This window comes from Pseudoxanthomonas sp. 134C1 (assembly GCF_057773065.1).
Genome location: NZ_JBYMTH010000003.1, coordinates 336,790 through 353,637, shown reverse-complemented (window position 1 = coordinate 353,637; position 16,848 = coordinate 336,790). Strand labels below are relative to the sequence as shown.

The 16,848-nt window shown below is 67.1% G+C and carries 18 protein-coding genes and 1 riboswitch; of the genes, 6 read left to right on the top strand and 12 right to left on the bottom strand.

What is annotated here, in order from left to right; translation table 11 throughout:
- Position 1 precedes the first annotated feature (1 nt).
- Positions 2 to 451: a hypothetical protein gene (locus AC3DEZ_RS08810; RefSeq protein WP_488387873.1), complete on the bottom strand. Its 450-nt coding sequence runs from the start codon at positions 449 to 451 to the stop codon at positions 2 to 4.
- Positions 452 to 728: 277 nt separating this feature from the next.
- Between AC3DEZ_RS08810 and AC3DEZ_RS08805 the strand changes: the two genes are divergently transcribed.
- The 3 genes from AC3DEZ_RS08805 to AC3DEZ_RS08795 all read left to right on the top strand — a co-directional run bounded on the left by AC3DEZ_RS08805 (position 729) and on the right by AC3DEZ_RS08795 (position 2,082).
- Positions 729 to 1,070, top strand: coding sequence for a cupin domain-containing protein (locus AC3DEZ_RS08805; protein ID WP_488387872.1), 342 nt, complete (start codon positions 729 to 731; stop codon positions 1,068 to 1,070).
- A gap of 188 nt (positions 1,071 to 1,258) precedes the next feature.
- Complete coding sequence (locus AC3DEZ_RS08800) at positions 1,259 to 1,561, top strand: hypothetical protein (RefSeq protein ID WP_488387871.1); 303 nt, start codon at positions 1,259 to 1,261, stop codon at positions 1,559 to 1,561.
- A gap of 47 nt (positions 1,562 to 1,608) precedes the next feature.
- On the top strand, positions 1,609 to 2,082 hold the full coding sequence (locus AC3DEZ_RS08795) for a GNAT family N-acetyltransferase (protein ID WP_488387870.1): 474 nt from the start codon (positions 1,609 to 1,611) through the stop codon (positions 2,080 to 2,082).
- A gap of 204 nt (positions 2,083 to 2,286) precedes the next feature.
- Here AC3DEZ_RS08795 and gcvP read toward each other — a convergent pair whose 3' ends face one another.
- Entirely contained in the window at positions 2,287 to 5,205 is a 2,919-nt protein-coding gene (gene gcvP / locus AC3DEZ_RS08790) for an aminomethyl-transferring glycine dehydrogenase (protein ID WP_488387869.1), read from the bottom strand.
- Between the two features lie 52 nt (positions 5,206 to 5,257).
- Positions 5,258 to 5,372: riboswitch (glycine riboswitch) on the bottom strand.
- A gap of 167 nt (positions 5,373 to 5,539) precedes the next feature.
- Between gcvP and AC3DEZ_RS08785 the strand changes: the two genes are divergently transcribed.
- Genes AC3DEZ_RS08785 through AC3DEZ_RS08775 form a run of 3 tightly spaced genes read left to right on the top strand, consistent with a single transcriptional unit; the run spans position 5,540 to position 7,701 of the window.
- On the top strand, positions 5,540 to 5,995 hold the full coding sequence (locus tag AC3DEZ_RS08785) for a VOC family protein (protein WP_488387868.1): 456 nt from the start codon (positions 5,540 to 5,542) through the stop codon (positions 5,993 to 5,995).
- Positions 5,992 to 7,251, top strand: coding sequence for a multidrug effflux MFS transporter (locus AC3DEZ_RS08780; protein WP_488387867.1), 1,260 nt, complete (start codon positions 5,992 to 5,994; stop codon positions 7,249 to 7,251). The genes AC3DEZ_RS08785 and AC3DEZ_RS08780 overlap by 4 nt, the downstream gene beginning before the upstream one ends.
- A 21-nt stretch (positions 7,252 to 7,272) precedes the next feature.
- The gene (locus AC3DEZ_RS08775; RefSeq protein WP_488387866.1) at positions 7,273 to 7,701 is read left to right on the top strand and encodes a hypothetical protein; all 429 of its coding nucleotides are present in this window, start codon (positions 7,273 to 7,275) and stop codon (positions 7,699 to 7,701) included.
- 52 nt (positions 7,702 to 7,753) lie between these two features.
- Here AC3DEZ_RS08775 and AC3DEZ_RS08770 read toward each other — a convergent pair whose 3' ends face one another.
- The 10 genes from AC3DEZ_RS08770 to AC3DEZ_RS08725 all read right to left on the bottom strand — a co-directional run bounded on the left by AC3DEZ_RS08770 (position 7,754) and on the right by AC3DEZ_RS08725 (position 16,805).
- Positions 7,754 to 8,293, bottom strand: coding sequence for a metal-dependent hydrolase (locus AC3DEZ_RS08770; protein WP_488387865.1), 540 nt, complete (start codon positions 8,291 to 8,293; stop codon positions 7,754 to 7,756).
- 198 nt (positions 8,294 to 8,491) lie between these two features.
- Positions 8,492 to 10,036, bottom strand: a complete 1,545-nt coding sequence (locus tag AC3DEZ_RS08765; RefSeq protein WP_488387864.1) for a hypothetical protein — start codon at positions 10,034 to 10,036, stop codon at positions 8,492 to 8,494.
- 124 nt (positions 10,037 to 10,160) lie between these two features.
- The gene (locus AC3DEZ_RS08760; RefSeq protein WP_488387863.1) at positions 10,161 to 12,179 is read right to left on the bottom strand and encodes a M2 family metallopeptidase; all 2,019 of its coding nucleotides are present in this window, start codon (positions 12,177 to 12,179) and stop codon (positions 10,161 to 10,163) included.
- A 43-nt stretch (positions 12,180 to 12,222) separates the two neighbouring features.
- Positions 12,223 to 12,912: a YrbL family protein gene (locus AC3DEZ_RS08755; RefSeq protein ID WP_488387862.1), complete on the bottom strand. Its 690-nt coding sequence runs from the start codon at positions 12,910 to 12,912 to the stop codon at positions 12,223 to 12,225.
- A gap of 1 nt (position 12,913) precedes the next feature.
- Positions 12,914 to 13,426, bottom strand: a complete 513-nt coding sequence (locus AC3DEZ_RS08750) for a hypothetical protein (RefSeq protein WP_488387861.1) — start codon at positions 13,424 to 13,426, stop codon at positions 12,914 to 12,916.
- The gene (locus AC3DEZ_RS08745) at positions 13,423 to 14,238 is read right to left on the bottom strand and encodes a tetratricopeptide repeat protein (protein ID WP_488387860.1); all 816 of its coding nucleotides are present in this window, start codon (positions 14,236 to 14,238) and stop codon (positions 13,423 to 13,425) included. The genes AC3DEZ_RS08750 and AC3DEZ_RS08745 overlap by 4 nt, the downstream gene beginning before the upstream one ends.
- A gap of 81 nt (positions 14,239 to 14,319) precedes the next feature.
- A complete protein-coding gene (gene minE / locus AC3DEZ_RS08740; protein ID WP_447102895.1) occupies positions 14,320 to 14,574 on the bottom strand; it encodes a cell division topological specificity factor MinE in 255 nt (84 codons plus the stop codon).
- A 3-nt stretch (positions 14,575 to 14,577) separates the two neighbouring features.
- Positions 14,578 to 15,387, bottom strand: a complete 810-nt coding sequence (gene minD / locus AC3DEZ_RS08735) for a septum site-determining protein MinD (RefSeq protein WP_183638169.1) — start codon at positions 15,385 to 15,387, stop codon at positions 14,578 to 14,580.
- 42 nt (positions 15,388 to 15,429) lie between these two features.
- Positions 15,430 to 16,212: a septum site-determining protein MinC gene (minC, locus tag AC3DEZ_RS08730; protein WP_488387859.1), complete on the bottom strand. Its 783-nt coding sequence runs from the start codon at positions 16,210 to 16,212 to the stop codon at positions 15,430 to 15,432.
- Positions 16,209 to 16,805, bottom strand: coding sequence for a GNAT family N-acetyltransferase (locus AC3DEZ_RS08725; protein ID WP_447102893.1), 597 nt, complete (start codon positions 16,803 to 16,805; stop codon positions 16,209 to 16,211). The genes minC and AC3DEZ_RS08725 overlap by 4 nt, the downstream gene beginning before the upstream one ends.
- Positions 16,806 to 16,848 lie beyond the last annotated feature (43 nt).

The following is a 16,848-nucleotide window of genomic DNA, read 5'->3' as shown; positions in this document are numbered from 1 at the left end:
ACTAGTTGGCGCCCCATTCGTGACGGCCGCACCAGTGCGCGGTACCGCCATGGCCCTGATCCTTCAGGCAGCCACCGCCGCAGGTGGGACAGGCGGAACCGCAACGGTTGCTGCGATCCACGTCGTCGCCACCACTCAGTACGCGGAACCAGATGTCGTAGCGTGCGCTGCCTTCCAGGATGCCGATGACCCTGTCGACATCCATGTCGTGTTCGAGATCGACGGTTGCCAGCACGTCGTCAGAATCCGGAAAATCGCTTTCCATCAGCGTCATGCGGGTGATGCCTTCGGGAATCGTCGCTTCGATGTACGGGCTGACATCGTCGCCCGCGCTGAAGCGCCCAAGGGAAATGGATTGTCCGGCGATGACGGCGTACAGGTCGTCGGCGCCGGTGATGTCGTCGGTGGCGTGGCAGGCGATGCGGGTGAAGGTGATGAAAGACGGGAGCATGCGAATCCTCCGTGAGATGTGTCCTTTCCTGTGAGGCGTGGCCCGGCAAGACACCGGTTCGCTCATGGACGCTCGATGTCATTCACGCGCGCCACCGCGGGAAACGGTCACGCGCACATGGGGGATTCGCGTGGCAACCGACGAACGGCAATGAAGGCGCGGCCATGTCTTCACGGCGGTTTGCCGCGGATTTAACCCGCCCGGTACCAGCGTTGGCGCGGGCAGGTTGAAGCGACACGGTTTCGACAGGCCCGGCAATGCCGAGGAGACGAGCGTCATGCATTACAAACATCTGCGCTTCGGCCAGGGTTTCCGCACCGCGTTCGCGGTGCGTGAGGCGCAGGCGGCGGAAATGGTCATCGCGCCGGGCGAGGCGGAAGGCGGGCCGGACAATCGGCATCGTGGTGCGGATCAGTGGCTGTACGTGGTCTCCGGTACGGGTGTGGCGATCATCGAGGGCGAGCGGCAGACGCTGCGCGCGGGCAGTCTGCTGGTGATCGAACACGGCGAGCGCCATGAAATCCGCAACACCGGCCGCGGCTTCCTGAAAACGCTCAACCTCTACTATCCGCCCGCTTACGATCAGGACGAGGAGACCTTGCCGGCGGGTGAGGGGTGATCCTTCGCAGGCTGAATACGGCGACGCTCCGGTTCAGCCCGGGCTTCACGCGGCCCAACGGTGGATGACCCGGGCGCGGCCGTCCTCCATCGCGCTGTCCGATCCGGATCGCCTGCCGCGTGAGGGAAACCAACGACGCGGAGAGGGGGCTTTGCGGCGGTGAACCCCTCATGTCGGAAGTCGATTGCATGCTGTTGTCAGAAACCCAGATCCACACCCATCTGCGCCGCCTGGAGGCCACCGATGCGCGCGCCATCGGCCAGCTGGAGGCCCTGACCGTCTGGATGGCGGCGCTGGTGCAGACCCACCCGGAAGGCGAGCGGCTGCGCGCGGTCGCGCACAAGCTGTCCCTGCGCGGTCCGTTCCAGGCGATGGCCGGCTACCAGGAGGAAGCGGCCGCTTACGACGCCACCTTCTGCCAGTTGATGGCGCTGAGCGATGGAACCCGTCCGGCGATTCCCGTGCCTGCCACGCCGCCGCCACGCGTTTGATGCGGGACTGGGATAGAGTCCGTCCTCCCGTCCCGTCTCTTTCGCCCATGTCCGAAGTTTCGCTGGTACCGATGAGCGAGCGTGCGTTCCGCACGTTCCTGCATGCCGCAGTGGAAAATTACGCGGAGGAGAATGTGTCTGCCGGACGCTGGCCCGCCGAAGGCGCGCGGGAGCGTTCGCAGGAAGCCTTCGCGCAATTGCTGCCGCAGGGAGCGGCCACGCCGGATCATCATCTGTTCGAGATCGTTGCCGGCGAGGAAGGTACGGTCGGATCGCTGTGGTACGGCGTGTACACCGAAGGCGAGCAACGCCAGGTGCACGTCTATGACGTGCTCGTGCATCCCGCGCATCGCCGTCGTGGCCATGCCGCCGCCGCGTTCAAGGCGATGGAGACGCAGGTGCGCGCGCAGGGCATCGATCGGATTGGCCTGCACGTGTTTGCCCACAACGCGGGGGCGCAGGCGTTGTATGCGCGGCTGGGGTACCTGACGGTGAGTCATAACCTCATCAAGCAGCTTTAGGGGTTGCTTTCATCCGCCCTTTGAGCAGCTTCCCCCGGCTGGGGCGGAGAGGAACTCGCCCTCATTCCTTCTTCGGAGGCGAGCATACGAACTTGCCCCCATCCGCCCTTCGGGCACCTTCCCCCGCAAGCGGGGGAAGGGACGCGTTGCGGGGACTGGCGAGTACTCTCCAAAAAAAAGCCCCGCATCGCGGGGCTTTTTTTCTTACATCACGTTCGGCTCGCTGAAGGCTTCCGGCTCGCCGGCGAAGGCTTCCACCGGGATGCAGCTGCAGAACACGTTCTTGTCGCCGTGCACGTTGTCCACGCGCGCGACCGGCGGCCAGTACTTCTGCAGTTTCAGGCTGGGCAGCGGGAACGCGGCCAGTTCACGCGGGTAGGCGTGGGTCCATTCGCTGGCGCTGACCTGGGTGGCGGTGTGCGGGGCGTGCTTGAGCGGGTTGTCCTCGCGATCCAGGCGGCCGTCCTCGACCGCGCGGATTTCCTCGCGGATCTGGATCATCGCGTCGATGAAGCGATCCAGTTCGTGCTGCGATTCGCTCTCGGTCGGCTCGACCATCAGCGTGCCGGCCACCGGGAAGCTCAGGGTGGGGGCGTGGAAGCCGAAGTCGATCAGGCGCTTGGCGACGTCCTCGGCGCTGATGCCGGTGGCGTCCTTGAGCGGGCGCAGATCCAGGATGCACTCGTGCGCGACCAGGCCGTTGCGGCCGGTGTAGAGGGTCTCGTAGTGCGGGGCCAGGCGCTTGGCGACATAGTTGGCGTTGAGCAGCGCCACCTGGGTGGCCTTGCGCAGGCCGGCCGAGCCCATCAGGGTGATGTACATCCAGCTGATCGGCAGGATGCTGGCGCTGCCGAAGCTGGCCGCCGACACCATGCCCACGTCGCCTTCGCCGCCCAGCGTGCGCGGCAGGAACGGCGCCAGGTGCGACTTGACCGCGCACGGGCCCACACCCGGGCCGCCGCCGCCATGCGGAATGCAGAAGGTCTTGTGCAGGTTGAGGTGGGAGACGTCCGAACCCCACTTGCCCGGCTTGGCCACGCCGACCAGTGCATTCATGTTGGCGCCGTCGGTGTACACCTGTCCGCCGTGCTGGTGGATGATGTTGCAGATCTCCACCACGTCCTCTTCGAACACGCCGTGGGTGGAAGGGTAGGTCATCATGATCGCGGCCAGGCGATCGCTGTACTTCTCGGCGGCGCGGCGGATGTCCTCGACATCGACGTTGCCGTTGCTGTCGCACTTGGTGACCACGACCTGCATGCCGCACATCTGCGCGCTGGCCGGGTTGGTGCCGTGCGCGGATTCGGGGATCAGGCAGATGTCGCGCCTGGCTTCGCCACGCGAGCGGTGATAGGCGCGGATGGCCAGCAGGCCGGCGTATTCACCCTGCGCGCCGGAGTTCGGCTGCAGGCTGACCGAGTCATAGCCGGTGCATTCGACCAGCATGGCTTCCAGGCCGTCGATCAGTTCCTTGTAGCCCTGGGCCTGATCGGCCGGGGCCAGCGGATGGAGGTTGCCGAATTCCGGCCAGGTCACCGGGATCATCTCGGCGGTGGCGTTGAGCTTCATGGTGCAGCTGCCCAGCGGGATCATGGTGCGATCCATCGCCAGATCCTTGTCCGCCAGCGCACGCATGTAGCGCAGCAGCTCGTGTTCGCTGTGGTGGGTGTTGAACACCGGGTGGGTCAGGAACGGGCTGGTGCGGCGCAGGGCTTCCGGGATCAGCGACGGCGCGCCGGCGTCCAGCGCGTCGATGGCGGGCAGGGCGGCACCGGGCTTGGCGAACACGCCCCACAGTGCCTCGACGTCGGCGCGGGTGGTGGTTTCGTCCAGCGAGATGCACAGCGAACCGTTGCCGCGCACGCGCAGGTTGATGCGGGCCTGCTTCGCGCGGGCCAGGATCGCCTCGCTGTCGCCGCCGGCATCCACGCACAGGGTGTCGAACGCGCTGGCGTGCACGGTGGCGTGACCGAGCGCGCGCAGGCCTTCGGCGAGGATGGCGGTCAGGCGGGCGACCCGGCTGGCGATGCGGGTCAGGCCTTCCGGACCGTGGTAGACCGCGTACATCGAGGCCATCACCGCCAGCAGCACCTGCGCGGTGCAGATGTTGGAGGTGGCCTTCTCGCGGCGGATGTGCTGCTCGCGGGTCTGCAGGGTCAGGCGGTAGGCGGGATTGCCGGCGGCATCCACCGACACGCCGATCAGGCGGCCCGGCATGGACCGCTTGTAGGCGTCGCGGCAGGCCATGAAGGCCGCGTGCGGGCCACCGAAGCCGAACGGCACGCCGAAGCGCTGGGTGTTGCCGACCACGATGTCGGCGCCCATCTCGCCCGGCGTCTTGAGCAGGGTCAGCGCCAGCAGATCGGTGGCCATGACGAACAGCGCCTGGTGGCCGTGGATGATCTCCGCATCGCGGCCCCATTCCTCCAGCCAGCCGCTGGACGCGGGGTACTGCACCAGCACGCCGAAGTAGTCGCCGGCGGCGAGCTTTTCATGGAACGCGTCGGTGGAACGGACGATCTCCACGGTCAGGCCCAGCGGTTCGGCGCGGGTCTGCAGGACTTCGATCGTCTGCGGATGGGTGTCGCCGGCGACCAGGAACACATTGGACTTCGACTTGGCCGAACGCTTGGCCAGGGTCATCGCCTCGGCGGCGGCGGTGGCTTCGTCCAGCAGCGACGCGCTGGCGATTTCCATGCCGGTCAGGTCGGTGATCATGGTCTGGAAGTTGATCAGCGCTTCCATGCGGCCCTGCGAGATTTCCGCCTGGTACGGGGTATAGGCGGTGTACCAGGCCGGGTTCTCCAGGATGTTGCGCAGGATCACCTTGGGGGTGTGGGTGCCGTAGTAGCCCTGGCCGATGAAGCTCCTGAACACCTGGTTCCTGTCGGCGACGGCGCGGATCTTGGCCAGCGCCTCTTCCTCGGTCATCGCTTCGGGCAGGGCCAGCGGCGCGGCGGACTTGATGTTGGCCGGCACGATGGCGTTGGTCATCGCCTCCAGCGAGTCGTGGCCGACCACGCGCAGCATGTGCGCGATTTCGGCGTCGTTGGGACCGATGTGGCGGGCGATGAAAGCGTCGTGGTGCTCGAGATCGCGAAGCGAGGACGGAGTCTGGGACATGGGCAGGGGCATCCGGAAAAGGCATGAAGCCGGGCGTGCGAAGTGCGCACGTGGGTGCCCCTCTGTCCTTTTGCCTGAGAGTTTGGAAGCGCCGCGGACGAGGTCGCGGTGAGTGCTTCGTGCCCCTTCGGCGCCGGCGCGTGGCCGATCTCTCCAGAGTGTTTGCAGCGGGGGTGGTATCGGGCCTGAGCGATTACGGGCGTTTGCGCCTTCGGCAGCGGGTTTCCCCGCTTCTCCCACCTGGGTCTTGCGGCGCGGATTATAGCCTGCGGCCGCCCGCACCGTCCCGGTTGGCCTTACCATGTCCGGCCCCCCGCGCCGGCCATCCCTGTTCATGAATGCGCCCCCCTTCCGACTCCTGCGCCTGGACCACGTGGTCCTGCGTGTCCGCGACCTGGCGGCCATGCGCGCCTTCTATTGCGGGGTGCTGGGCTGCGCGGTGGAGCGGGACCGGCCGGAGCTGGGCCTGCTGCAACTGCGGGCCGGCGAATCGCTGATAGATCTGATCCCGGTGGACGGCAAGCTGGGCCGGCTGGGCGGGGCGGGGCCGGGGACCGAAGGCCACAATGTGGACCACCTCTGCCTGCGGGTGGAACCGTTCGATCGCGAGGCGCTGGCGGCGTACCTGGAAGCGGCCGGGGCGACCCTGGGCGAGTTCGGCGAGCGTTACGGCGCCGACGGCATGGGCCCGTCCCAGTATCTGCGGGATCCGGAAGGCAACACGGTCGAGCTGAAGGGCCCGCCGACGTCGCCGCCGGTTGACCCTCGGGCCGCCGGGAGCGCGCCATGACCGCTGGCGTCCGCAAGCTGCCGTCCAACCGCCGCCTGGCCCTGCTGCTGGGCGGGCTGGCGATGTTCGGCCCGTTCTCGATCGATACCGTCTTCCCCGCGTTCAACGCGATGGGCGCGCAGCTGGGCGCGGACAAACTGGCGATGCAGCAGGTCATCAGCGTGTACCTGCTGACCTATGCGCTGATGAGCCTGGTGCACGGTCCGCTGTCGGATGCGTTCGGCCGGCGCAAGGTGATCCTGGGCGGACTGTTCCTGTTCCTGCTGGCGTCGATTGGCTGCGCGCTGTCGCGCGACATGACCACGCTGCTGCTGTTCCGCGCCTTGCAGGGTTTCTCGGCCGGTGTGGGTTTCATCGTCGGCCGCGCGGTGATCCGCGACGTGTTGCACGGCGACGACGCGCAGCGGCTGATGAGCCAGGTGTCGATGATCTTCGGCATCGCCCCGGCGATCGCGCCGATCATCGGCGGCTGGATCCTGGGCTGGAGCGCGTGGCCGGTGATCTTCTGGTTCCTGGCCGGTTTCTCGCTGCTGCTGCTGTTGACGGTCGGCGCGTGGTTGCCGGAGACCCATCCGCCGGAGGTGCGGGTGAAGGTCTCGCCCAGACACCTGCTGCGCGACTATTTCGCCATCGCGCTGAATCCGCGTTTCCAGCGGTTGGCGCTGGCCGGCTCGATGAGCTTCGGCGGCATCTTCCTGTACATCGCCTCGGCGCCGATCTTCGTGATGGATCGGCTGGGCCTGAACGAACAGCAGTTCGCCTGGCTGTTCCTGCCCACCATCGGCGGCATGACCTTGGGCGCATTCGTGTCCGGGCGCGCGGCCGGCCGCATCAGCGGCACCCGGCTGACCCGCATCGGTTTCGCCTGCATGGGCGTGTCGACGGTCGCCAACATCGCCTACAACGCGTGGGTGGGGGATGCGATCACCATCCCGTGGGCGGTGTTGCCGATGTGTCTGTCGGCGTTCGGCGTGGCGCTGATCTTCCCGATTCTCACCCTGGCCATCCTCGACATGTATCCGCGCCAGCGCGGCGCGGCGTCGTCGTTGCAGGCCTTCAGCAACCTGCTGCTCAACACGATCATCGCCGGCGTGATTTCGGCGTTGTTGAGCCGGCATGGGTTGTGGCTGGCGCTGGGCGCGGGCGTGCTCACGCTGGGCGGATGGGCGATGTGGCGCTGGGAGGCGCACGTGAGCCGTCGCGCCGAAGCCTGCCCGAAGGAACCCGCCGCGCTGGAACCCACCGATCAAATCTGAGCTTCAATCAAGGAATCCCCGATGTCCACGAATTCAAAGGCCCGCCGCGACGCGAAGAAGCGCAAGGTGATCAAGGCGCGCAACCTGGCCCGCGCCAACGCCCCTGCGATCGAGCCGCACGCCGAGCTGCGCAATCCGCAGGGTGACCTGCTGGCCGGCATCGTGCGCCAGGCCGGCGTGTGGGTGCTGGGCATGGACGGCCGCATCGCCGGCAGTTCCGACAGCGCCGCCGAAGTGCTGGCGATGATCAAGCGTGCCGCCGCCCTGCATGAAGCCAACGGCCAACCGGTGCGGCTGGTCTATTCGGACGAACTGCGCGACACCGCCGTCATCGAGGCCGCCGCCCAGGGCATGAGCCTGGAGGACTTCGAGAAAAAGCTGGAAGCGGAGATGAGCACTGGCGGCGAGGAACCCGATACCGGACCGGACGCGACTCCCACCCAGCATTGAATGATTTCCTTGTGTGAGCGACGGAAGTCGCGATTGGGGTGCCCCGGATGCTTCATCGCGACTGACGTCGCTCCCACGCACAACGTGGTGCGGCGAGCGTGGCCATCAACAGCAGCGCCGGCACGCCGATCCAGCGCGCTTCCGAGAGCAGCACTTCCACGCCGCGCGCGCTGAAGAACCGGTGCGCGAACGGCGATACCTCGATCACCTGCCACGGCGCGAAGAAGCGCTGCTCCGACCACGGCCACAGCAGGGCCACGCCCAATCCGCCGTTGGTCAGCATGTCCAGCAAAGGATGCGAGAGCGCCGAGAAGGCGACGAACAGGAAGGCCGTCCAGGCGGTCGTGCGCAAGGGGCGACGGCAGATCGCGGCCAATGCGCCCAGCGCCAGCGCGGATACGATGGAATGACTGGCGCCGCGATGTCCCCATGCATCCGCATAGGCGATACCGAACTTGAAGGCGACCACGTCCGCATCCGGCAGCATCGCCGCCACGGTGCCCGCGATCAGCAATCGCGCGGGAACACGCCGGCGCCCCAGACCGAGACCGATGGCGACGGGAACCAGAGCGTGGGCGAAGACGGTGGGCATGCGGGAAGCTCGATTGCGGACGAGTCCACAGGATGGCCGCTGCGTTTGAAGCGACGGTGAAGCCCACCCGCATCCGGTGCAGCGGCGCTTGCTCAGCCGAAGACGTCACGCACGTCCGGAAGAGCGCCGCATGGCAGGTGATGGCTCATCGATGCCCGCGCCCGCGATGACGGGAGCGGAGCAAGCTCCGCGCTGCGGTCAGGGCGATGGATACCGGCGGAATGCGCCGCGCTGTTTGAAGACGGCGCGTGCCTTGATGCGGGGAACGGTCGGCGTGCTGCCGGTGGACACCGCGTTGGCCTGGCCCGGAATGCGTGGCTGCGCGCCATTCATCAGGATCGGCGTGGTGGGGGCCAGCCATTGCCGGATGTGCGGATACGCGACATCGAAGCGCGAGTACCAGTCGCGGTTCTGCGTGTTGGAAGTCGAACCGCTGTTCGCGCAGGTGGCATCACCGCCATGCAGGCCACCGCGCAGCCGATAGCCGTCGGCGTGCAGGGTGAACAGGCCCGAGCCGCTGCTGCCGCCCTGGGTGCTGCCGCTCAGCCAGGCCACCGCGTTGTGGGTCTGATCGCTGCTCGGCAGCTGCTGTCCGCTGGAAACCTTCTTCGCGTCGCCGGCCGGATGGTGGATGCCGAGGATGGCGCTCGACGCCGGCAGCGCGGCCGCGTCCCAGCCGCTGAATTCGGCACCCGCCGGCGCCGGTTCGGCAAGCCGCAGCAGCAGGGCGTCGGTTTCGCTGCTGGAGTAGAGGTAGGTGGCGCCCCCTGTCAGTTGGGTGACCGGCTGCGAAACGGTGCTGTTGCAACTGGTGGCCTCGTAGCGCCAGAAGGTGTTGAGGGTGGACGCCACGCCCTGATCACTGATGCAGTGGTGCGCGGAGTAGAAGTAGGGCGTCTGCGTACCGGTGGCGGTGTCGTTGAGCAGTGTGCCGGTGCAGATGAAGCTGCCGGTCTGGCCGTTCTCGTCCTTGCTGATGAACAGCATGTGCGCGACCGCGTTCTTCGCCCGGACGAAACGATCGCCCAGTTCGGCGACCCGGCAGGCGGTATCGATGTTGCAGCTCTCGGATTCGCCGATCTTTTCCAGGATCTTGAAGTCGCTGCGGCTGTTGGCGAGCAGATGTGCCAGTTGCGGGGCGTTGACGCGCGCCATGGCGGCAACGACGTGCGCGGGGCGATAGATTTCGATGAGCTGGGTCTGGCCATCGGTGCTCGGCGTCCAGTAGAGGCCTTGCCCATCCACCTGGCGCTGGGCTTCGCGCGCGCTGACCACCGCGACGATCCGGTCGGGGTGGTCGGATCCGGCGAAGCGCAATTCCACGTCCGGATGCAGTGCGCCGACCACCAGACCGGCACGCACGGCGAGGGCGTCGGGCGAGGTGATGTCCAGGCGAGCGGCCGATGCGCCCTGTCCCAATGCCCGCCAGCTCAGCGCCGGCTGGGCGAGCGTCGTGACGCCTTCGGTGTTCAATCGACGTCCCATGCCGACCTGCACCGGTTTCATCCGTCGCGCCGCGTTGCGTTTCCGCAATTCGAACAGGCGCTGGACCGGCATCTCGCGGTAGCGCAGGCGCGCGCCCGGCAGGGTGTTGAAATCGGGCGTGCGCCAGTGCGCGGTGGCGGCAACCGGCGTGCGGCTGGTCTCGCCGGATACGCTCTGGGCCCATGCGGGCGGCGCGCCGATGGCGCAGGCCAATGCCAGCCAACCCAGACCCCGACCCACGCGTTTCTGCTCGCCCATTCCGCATTCCCCGGCTTCGTCCATGGTCCGGGAATGGTATCAGCGATCACGGCGGGCACCACGCGCGCCCCAGAATGGACAAGGCCGGCTTGCGCCGGCCTTGTCGCGTTCCCGAAGCGGGATGTCAGCCCCGCTTCTTCGCGGGCTCCGCCGGTGCGGCCGGCGTGGCCGCGGTGGTGGCGGCCGGCGGCGCCTGCCAGCCGCAGGTCTGGCCTTCGTTCTGTTGCTTCAGCCATTCCTGCAGTGGCGCGAAGTACTCCAGCACCGCACTCGCGTCCATCTTCTCGGTGCCGCTCAGTTCCTTCAGCGTGGCCTGCCACGGCTGGCTGGCGCCCTTCTCCAGCATCGCCCAGAAGCGCTGGCCGGCGGCCTTGTTGCCGTAGAAGCTGCAGTTGTACAGCGGGCCCTTGTAGCCGGCGGCGTCGCACAGGCCCTTGTAGAACTGGAACTGCAGGATGTGCGAGAGGAAGTAACGCGTGTACGGCGTGTTGCCCGGCACGTGGTACTTGGCGCCCGGGTCGAAGAAGTCCTCGCCACGCGCGCTCGCCGGCGCCACGCCCTGGTAGCGGGCCTTCAGGTCCCACCATGCCTTGTTGTAGTCGGTCGGCTTGATCGAACCGTCGAACACGCCCCAGCGCCAGCGATCGATCATCAGGCCGAACGGCATGAACGACACCTTCGCCAGCGCCATGCGCATCTGCGCGTTGATCAGCGCGTCATGGCTCTGCTGCTGATCGCCGACCAGCCCGATGGACTTGAGATAGTCCGGGGTCATCGCCAGCACGATGGTGTCGCCGATGGCCTCGTGGAAGCCGTCATGCGCGCCGTTCTGGAACAGCGGCGGCAGCTTGTTGTAGGCCAGGTAGTAATAGACGTGCCCCAGCTCGTGGTAGATGGTGGTGAAGTCTTCCTCGTTGGGTTTGATGCACATCTTGGTGCGCACGTCCGGACCACCGCCCGGTTCGCCGCCCATGTTCATGTCCCACGCGCTGGCGTGGCAGACCACATCGCGATCCAGCGGTTTGATGAACTGGGTCTTGGACCAGTAGCTCTCCGGCAGCTTGGGCATGCCCAGCGACACATAGAAATCCTGTGCGCGCTCGGTCATCTGCTTGGCGACCGCCAACTGCGCGGCGCGCTCGGCCTGGAACTGCTGCTCGGTGGTCGGTGCCGGGCCGGCCTTGCCCAGTTCCTTGACGAAATCGGCCTGATACTGCGCCTTCAACGCCTCGCTGATGTCCAGGCTGCCGGCACCCTTGTAGGGCTGCAGGATGTCCCACAGGTTGCCCCAGTCCTGCTGCCACATGTTGCCGGTCAGGTGCGCCGGCAGCATGCCGTTGATCTGGCCTTTCTCCACGCCATAGGTGGCCTGCAGCTTGGTGCGTGTGTAGCAGTGCAGCTGTTCGTACAGCGGCTTGACCTGGCCCCACAGGCGATCGGTCTCGGCGGCGATTTCCGCCGGCGTCATGTCGTAGCCGCTGCGCCACATCTCGCCGGCGTCGGCGTAGCCCAGTTCCTTGGCGCCTTCGTTGACCAGTTCGGCGAAGCGCGTGTAGTCCTTGCGCATCGGCTGGGCGATGGTGTGCCAGCCCTGCCAGGCATCCAGCTGCGCGTCGTAGTCGCGGCTGCTGCGCAGCACGTCTTCCAGCTGGCCCAGATCGCGGCACTTCTTCGCGTCGCCTTCGCCGGTGCAGTACTTGCCGGCGCCGTACATGCCGCCCATCTTGGACGCCAGCTTGGTGATTTCCTCCAGCTTGACCGGATCCTTCGGCGCGGGCATCGCGGTGGAGAGCTTGAGCAACTGGATGGCGCGCGCGGTTTCCGGCGACATCTGCTGACCCTCGAATTTCCTGGCCTGCTCGATCCACACGTTCAGCTGCGACAGGTAGCGCTCGTTGTACTTGGCTTCGAGCAGCTGGCTGTCGTCATTGATATAGGTGTTGGACAACCACTGCGACGCAGTGATCTCCGGATACATCTTGCGCAGTTCCTGGTTCACCCGGGCGATGAACTGATCCGCGGTCTCGCCCTTGGGGGCGGCGGCCGGCGCGGCGGCGTCCTTGGATTCGTCCTTGTTGCAGGCGGACAGTGCCAGCACGCTGGCGCCGACGGCGAGTGCGAGCAGGAGATGGCGTTGCTTCACGGGAAGTCCTTCGAGGGTGCGGCAGGCGCAGGAACCCGGAAGGCTAGTGCGGCGGCGGTGCGTCCGCAAGGGCGGCGCGGATGCGCTGGCGCAGCCGCTCGGCCCGGCGCCGGATCTTGCGGTGCATCAAGCGGCGCGACCAGCGCGAGAACGGCAGGATTTCCTTGCCGCTCAGGGTGGACTTGGCGTCCACGCAGATCAGCCGGGGTTCCATGCCCGCCCCGGTGACGACGAAATTGCCGGCATTGAGATCGAACAACGGCACGTCACGGGCCAGCAGTTCCCGTTCGATGGCGTCGACCGCCGCGCACAACGAGGACGCGGCGAAGTGACTGCCTTCAAACAGATGCGCGTACAGGCTGCGCGCGGGCGCGCCGTCGGCGTCGCGGACCAGCACGCAGCGCAGCGCCGCTCCCCAGCGGGTGCTGACGATGCCCTTGCACGGTGCCAGCCAGGCATCGATCCCGCCGCCGGTCCGGACATGCAGGCGGCGCCAGGCGCGCAGTTCGGTGGCGTTCTCGCCCAGCGCCGGTAACAGTCGCGCCAGCCCGCGACGCAGGCGCGCGCGCATGCCGGCCCGCGTGCGCTCGTCGGCCGGCAGTTCGAATTTGAGGCAATGCCCGGCGTCGTCCGGGTCCGCCGCGCAGAGCCGGTTGGCGCCGCGCGCCAGTATCGTCAGGCCGTTCCAGTGCGCGCCCAGCGGCGGGTAGGGCGCGTGCGGCGCGGCGGCCATGTCAGGCCGCGTGCCGCTGTCCGAAACGCGGTGTCAGCAGGTCGCGTTCGCCCAGCCATTGGCGCGCATCCTCGGCGTCGCCCTCGAACCAGTCGCGGGTGGTGCCCAGCCGGAACGAATAGCCCCACGCATCCATGTCGGCCATCAGGCGCTCTCGGCCGACGCCGGGAATGCCATCGGCCAGCAGGATCTGCAGGTAGCAGGTCGCGTCTTCCTCGATGTCCGAATCGGTGGCGTCGGTATGCACCGCCGCGCGCCGTTCCGGGGTCAACACGATCAGGTGGCAGGCTTCGTGCAGCATCGAATGCAGCGGGGTGTCGCCGCGCACGTAGACATTGTCGGCGATCACGCCGGCTTCCGGTTCGCCCCAGAAACTGCCGGGAATCTGCTCGCCATCGGCGACGGAGTGCAGGCGCAGGCCGTAGCGGTCGAGCAGCTCCGCCAGATCGGCGAACGCGCGATCGCGCACGCGCAGGACTTCGGGTTCGGCGGAGGGCGGAACGGGGGCATTCATGGTTTTTTCTTGCGCAGCTCTTTGATGTAGTCCAGTTCGCCGAGGGCGACCTGGTTCCCGGGTTCTATTTTCAGCGAATCACGGAAGTGGCGTTCGGCTTCGTCCAGTCGGTCCAGCTCGATCAGGGCGTAACCGGCGCCGCGCAGCGCGCGGGCGCGTTCGGCATCGCGCAGCGATTCCGGTGCGAGCGGCACATGGTCCAGCGCCGCCTGGTTGCTGGCCAGCATCTTGTCCCACTCGCGGCTGGCGCGATACAGGTAGCCGCGCTCGCTGAGGAACTGCGGATTGGCGGGCGAGAGTTCCAGCGCCCGGTCCAGCGCCACGGCGGCCTCGTCGAAGCGGTTGAGTTCGATCAGCGCGTACGCCTTGCCGTAGTAGCCATAGGCCCAGGTCGGCCCCAGCGCCACCGCATCGCCGCGTCCCTTGCCCTCGGTATTGTCCGCGGCCACGCCCAGCAGATACATCAGGGTCTCCGCGGGGCCGCGGGAGCAGAAATAGATCTTGCCGTCACCCGCGTATCGGGCTTCGTGCGCCTGGATGACGGGATCGAAGGCTTCCCGGATGGCGGCCTCGGGCTGGCGCTTCTTCAGCAGGTCATCGCCCATGACGATGAGTCGGTCCTGCTGCGCCTGCCAAGGGTCGGCCTTGGTTTCGCCGGGCGCATCCGCCACCGGGGCATTCGCTGCCGGTGCGTCGGCTGGCGGTGCCTGGGGCGCGGCCGGGGACTGCTGCGCCGTCGCGGTCGTCGCCGACAACACCGCGAGGACCATGATCAGGACGGACTGGCAGCGGCGAAGGCGGTTGGCGTCCATGTCGGAATCCCGGCGAGTGAAAGGCTGCCGACTATGGCATGAGCCGGCCCGCTACGGGCCGGCTCGGGACGGAGCGTCCGGTCAGCCCTGGCCTTCCGGCAGGGCGACCGAGATGTCGAGCACGTCGTGTTCGCCATCCTTGATCAGATCGACCTTGACCGCTTCGGCGTCCACGTTGACGTACTTCTTGATGACTTCCAGCAGCTCGCGGCGCAGCAGCGGCAGGTAGTCGGGACCGCCACGCGAGGAACGTTCCTGCGCGATGATGATCTGCAGGCGGTTCTTGGCGGTTTCGGCGGTGTTCTTCTTGGCCTTCAGGAAATCAAACAGTCCCATGCCTCAACCTCCAAACAACTTGCTGAAGAAACCCTTCTTCTCCAGTGTGGTGAAACGCAGCGGACGCTCCTCGCCCAGCAGGCGGGCGACCGTGTCGTCGTAAGCCTGGCCGGCCGGCGATTCCAGATCCAGGATCACCGGCTCGCCCTTGTTGGAGGCGTTGAGCACGTCGCCGGACTCGGGAACCACGCCCAGGGTCTTCAGGCCCAGCACTTCCTCCACGTCCTTGATGCTCAGCATTTCGCCGCTTTCGACGCGGCCGGGGCTGTAGCGGGTCAGCAGCAGGTTGGCCTTCAGCGGCTCGCCGTTCTCGGCGCGGCGGGTCTTGGAATCCAGCAGGCCGAGGATGCGGTCGGAGTCGCGCACGGAGGACACTTCCGGGTTGACCACCACGATCGCCTGGTCGGCGAAGTACATGGCCAGGAACGCGCCCTTCTCGATGCCGGCCGGCGAATCGCAGACGACGTAATCGAAGCCGTCATCGCCCAGATCCTTGAGCACCTTCTCCACGCCTTCCTTGGTCAGCGCGTCCTTGTCGCGCGTCTGCGAGGCGGCCAGGATGTACAGCGTCTCGAAACGCTTGTCCTTGATCAGCGCCTGCTTCAGCGTGGCCTCGCCCTGGGTGACGTTGACGAAGTCGTACACCACGCGGCGTTCGCAGCCCATGATCAGGTCGAGGTTGCGCAGGCCGACGTCGAAGTCGATGACCGCGACCTTCTTGCCGCGACGGGCAAGGCCGCAGGCGATGCTGGCGCTGGTGGTGGTCTTGCCGACGCCGCCCTTGCCGGACGTGACTACGATGATTTCAGCCAATGGTGTTCTCCTTGGTCGTTCTTCTAGTGGGGTAGGGCCGCATCAGTCCTGGGCGGCGATCTTGAGTTGGTCCTGGTCCAGCCAGATCTGCACGGCCTTGCCGCGCAGTTCGTTGGGTACTTCCTCCATCACCTTGTAGTGGCCCGCGATGGCAACCAGTTCGGCGTGGAATTCGCGGCAGAAAATCCGCGCATCGGTGTTGCCTTGCGCGCCGGCCAGGGCACGGCCGCGCAGGGCGCCATAGATATGGATGGAGCCGTCGGCGATGACTTCGGCGCCGGCGCCGACGGTATTGAGCACGGTCAGGTCGCGGTTTTCCGCATACAACTGCTGGCCCGAGCGCACCGGGGTCTTCTGCATCAGGCCCGGTTTGGCCGCGCTGGCGGCCGCCTTGGCCGCCGCCGCGGGCTTGGGCGCAGGCGCCGGTTCCGGAGCGGGGGCCGGGCGCGCGGGGGCGGGCGGGGCGGCATCCACGCGCTCGTACTGGGCGCGGAACTTGGACAGCAGCGGCAGGCCGAGCTGTTCGGCCAGCTGTTCGATCTCGCGGGTGCCGTAGGCCAGCGCCACCGGAATCACCCCGGCGCCGCGCAGGCCGTCGATCAGCGCGCGCGCGGTGTCGACGTCCGGGGTGCGGATCAGGCCGCCGAAATCGACGATGACGGCGGCGCGGCCGAACAGCTTGGGCGCGCGCTCGACCCGTTCGCGCATCTCGCGCACCAGTTGTTCGACATCCAGGGTACGGACCCGCAGGTTGGCGATGCCGACCTGGCCGATCTTCAGTTCACCCGCCTGTTCGTAATCAAGGTTCGCTGAAGTCACGCTCATGTCCCGGTCGGCCGTTCGGTGTGCGAAGCGGCCAGCGCGCGGGTACGGGCCCAGGGCAGATCGGGCAGGGCTTCGCCATAGGTTTCCTGCACCCACGGGTAGCTGCACAGCTCCTTCATCAGCATGCTGGCGCGCACGTCGACGTCGGCCATCAGGTTCTGGCCGACTTCGCGGAAACCGAAGCTGCCATGGAACAGCAGCGCCGGATCGGCGCCGTGATCGAGGAATACCTCGCAGGCCAGCTGCGGGTAGCGCAGCTCGGCGTAGCTCTGCACGTCGGCATAGAACGCACGGCCGACACCGCCGCCACGGCGGCGGCTGGCGACCACGATGCGGTCGATGTAGAAGAACCGCGGATAGCGTTCGCGGAACCAGGCGAAGTTGCTGCTGTCATGGTCGGCCCCGGAGCCGAAGCCCACCAGGAAACCGGCCAGGTTGCCGTCGCGTTCGGCGACGCGGAAATATTCGGCCTGCGCGTAGAAGCGGTGAAGCTTGGCCGAATCCAGCGGCAGAATCGCCAGTCCGGCATTGTTGTTCAGGGCTAGGACGGAATCCAGCTCGTGCTCGCGCACGTCGCGGATGACAATCGACATTACTCAACTCCGGGCGGGAGGTCTTGCAAGAGACGTTCGTTCG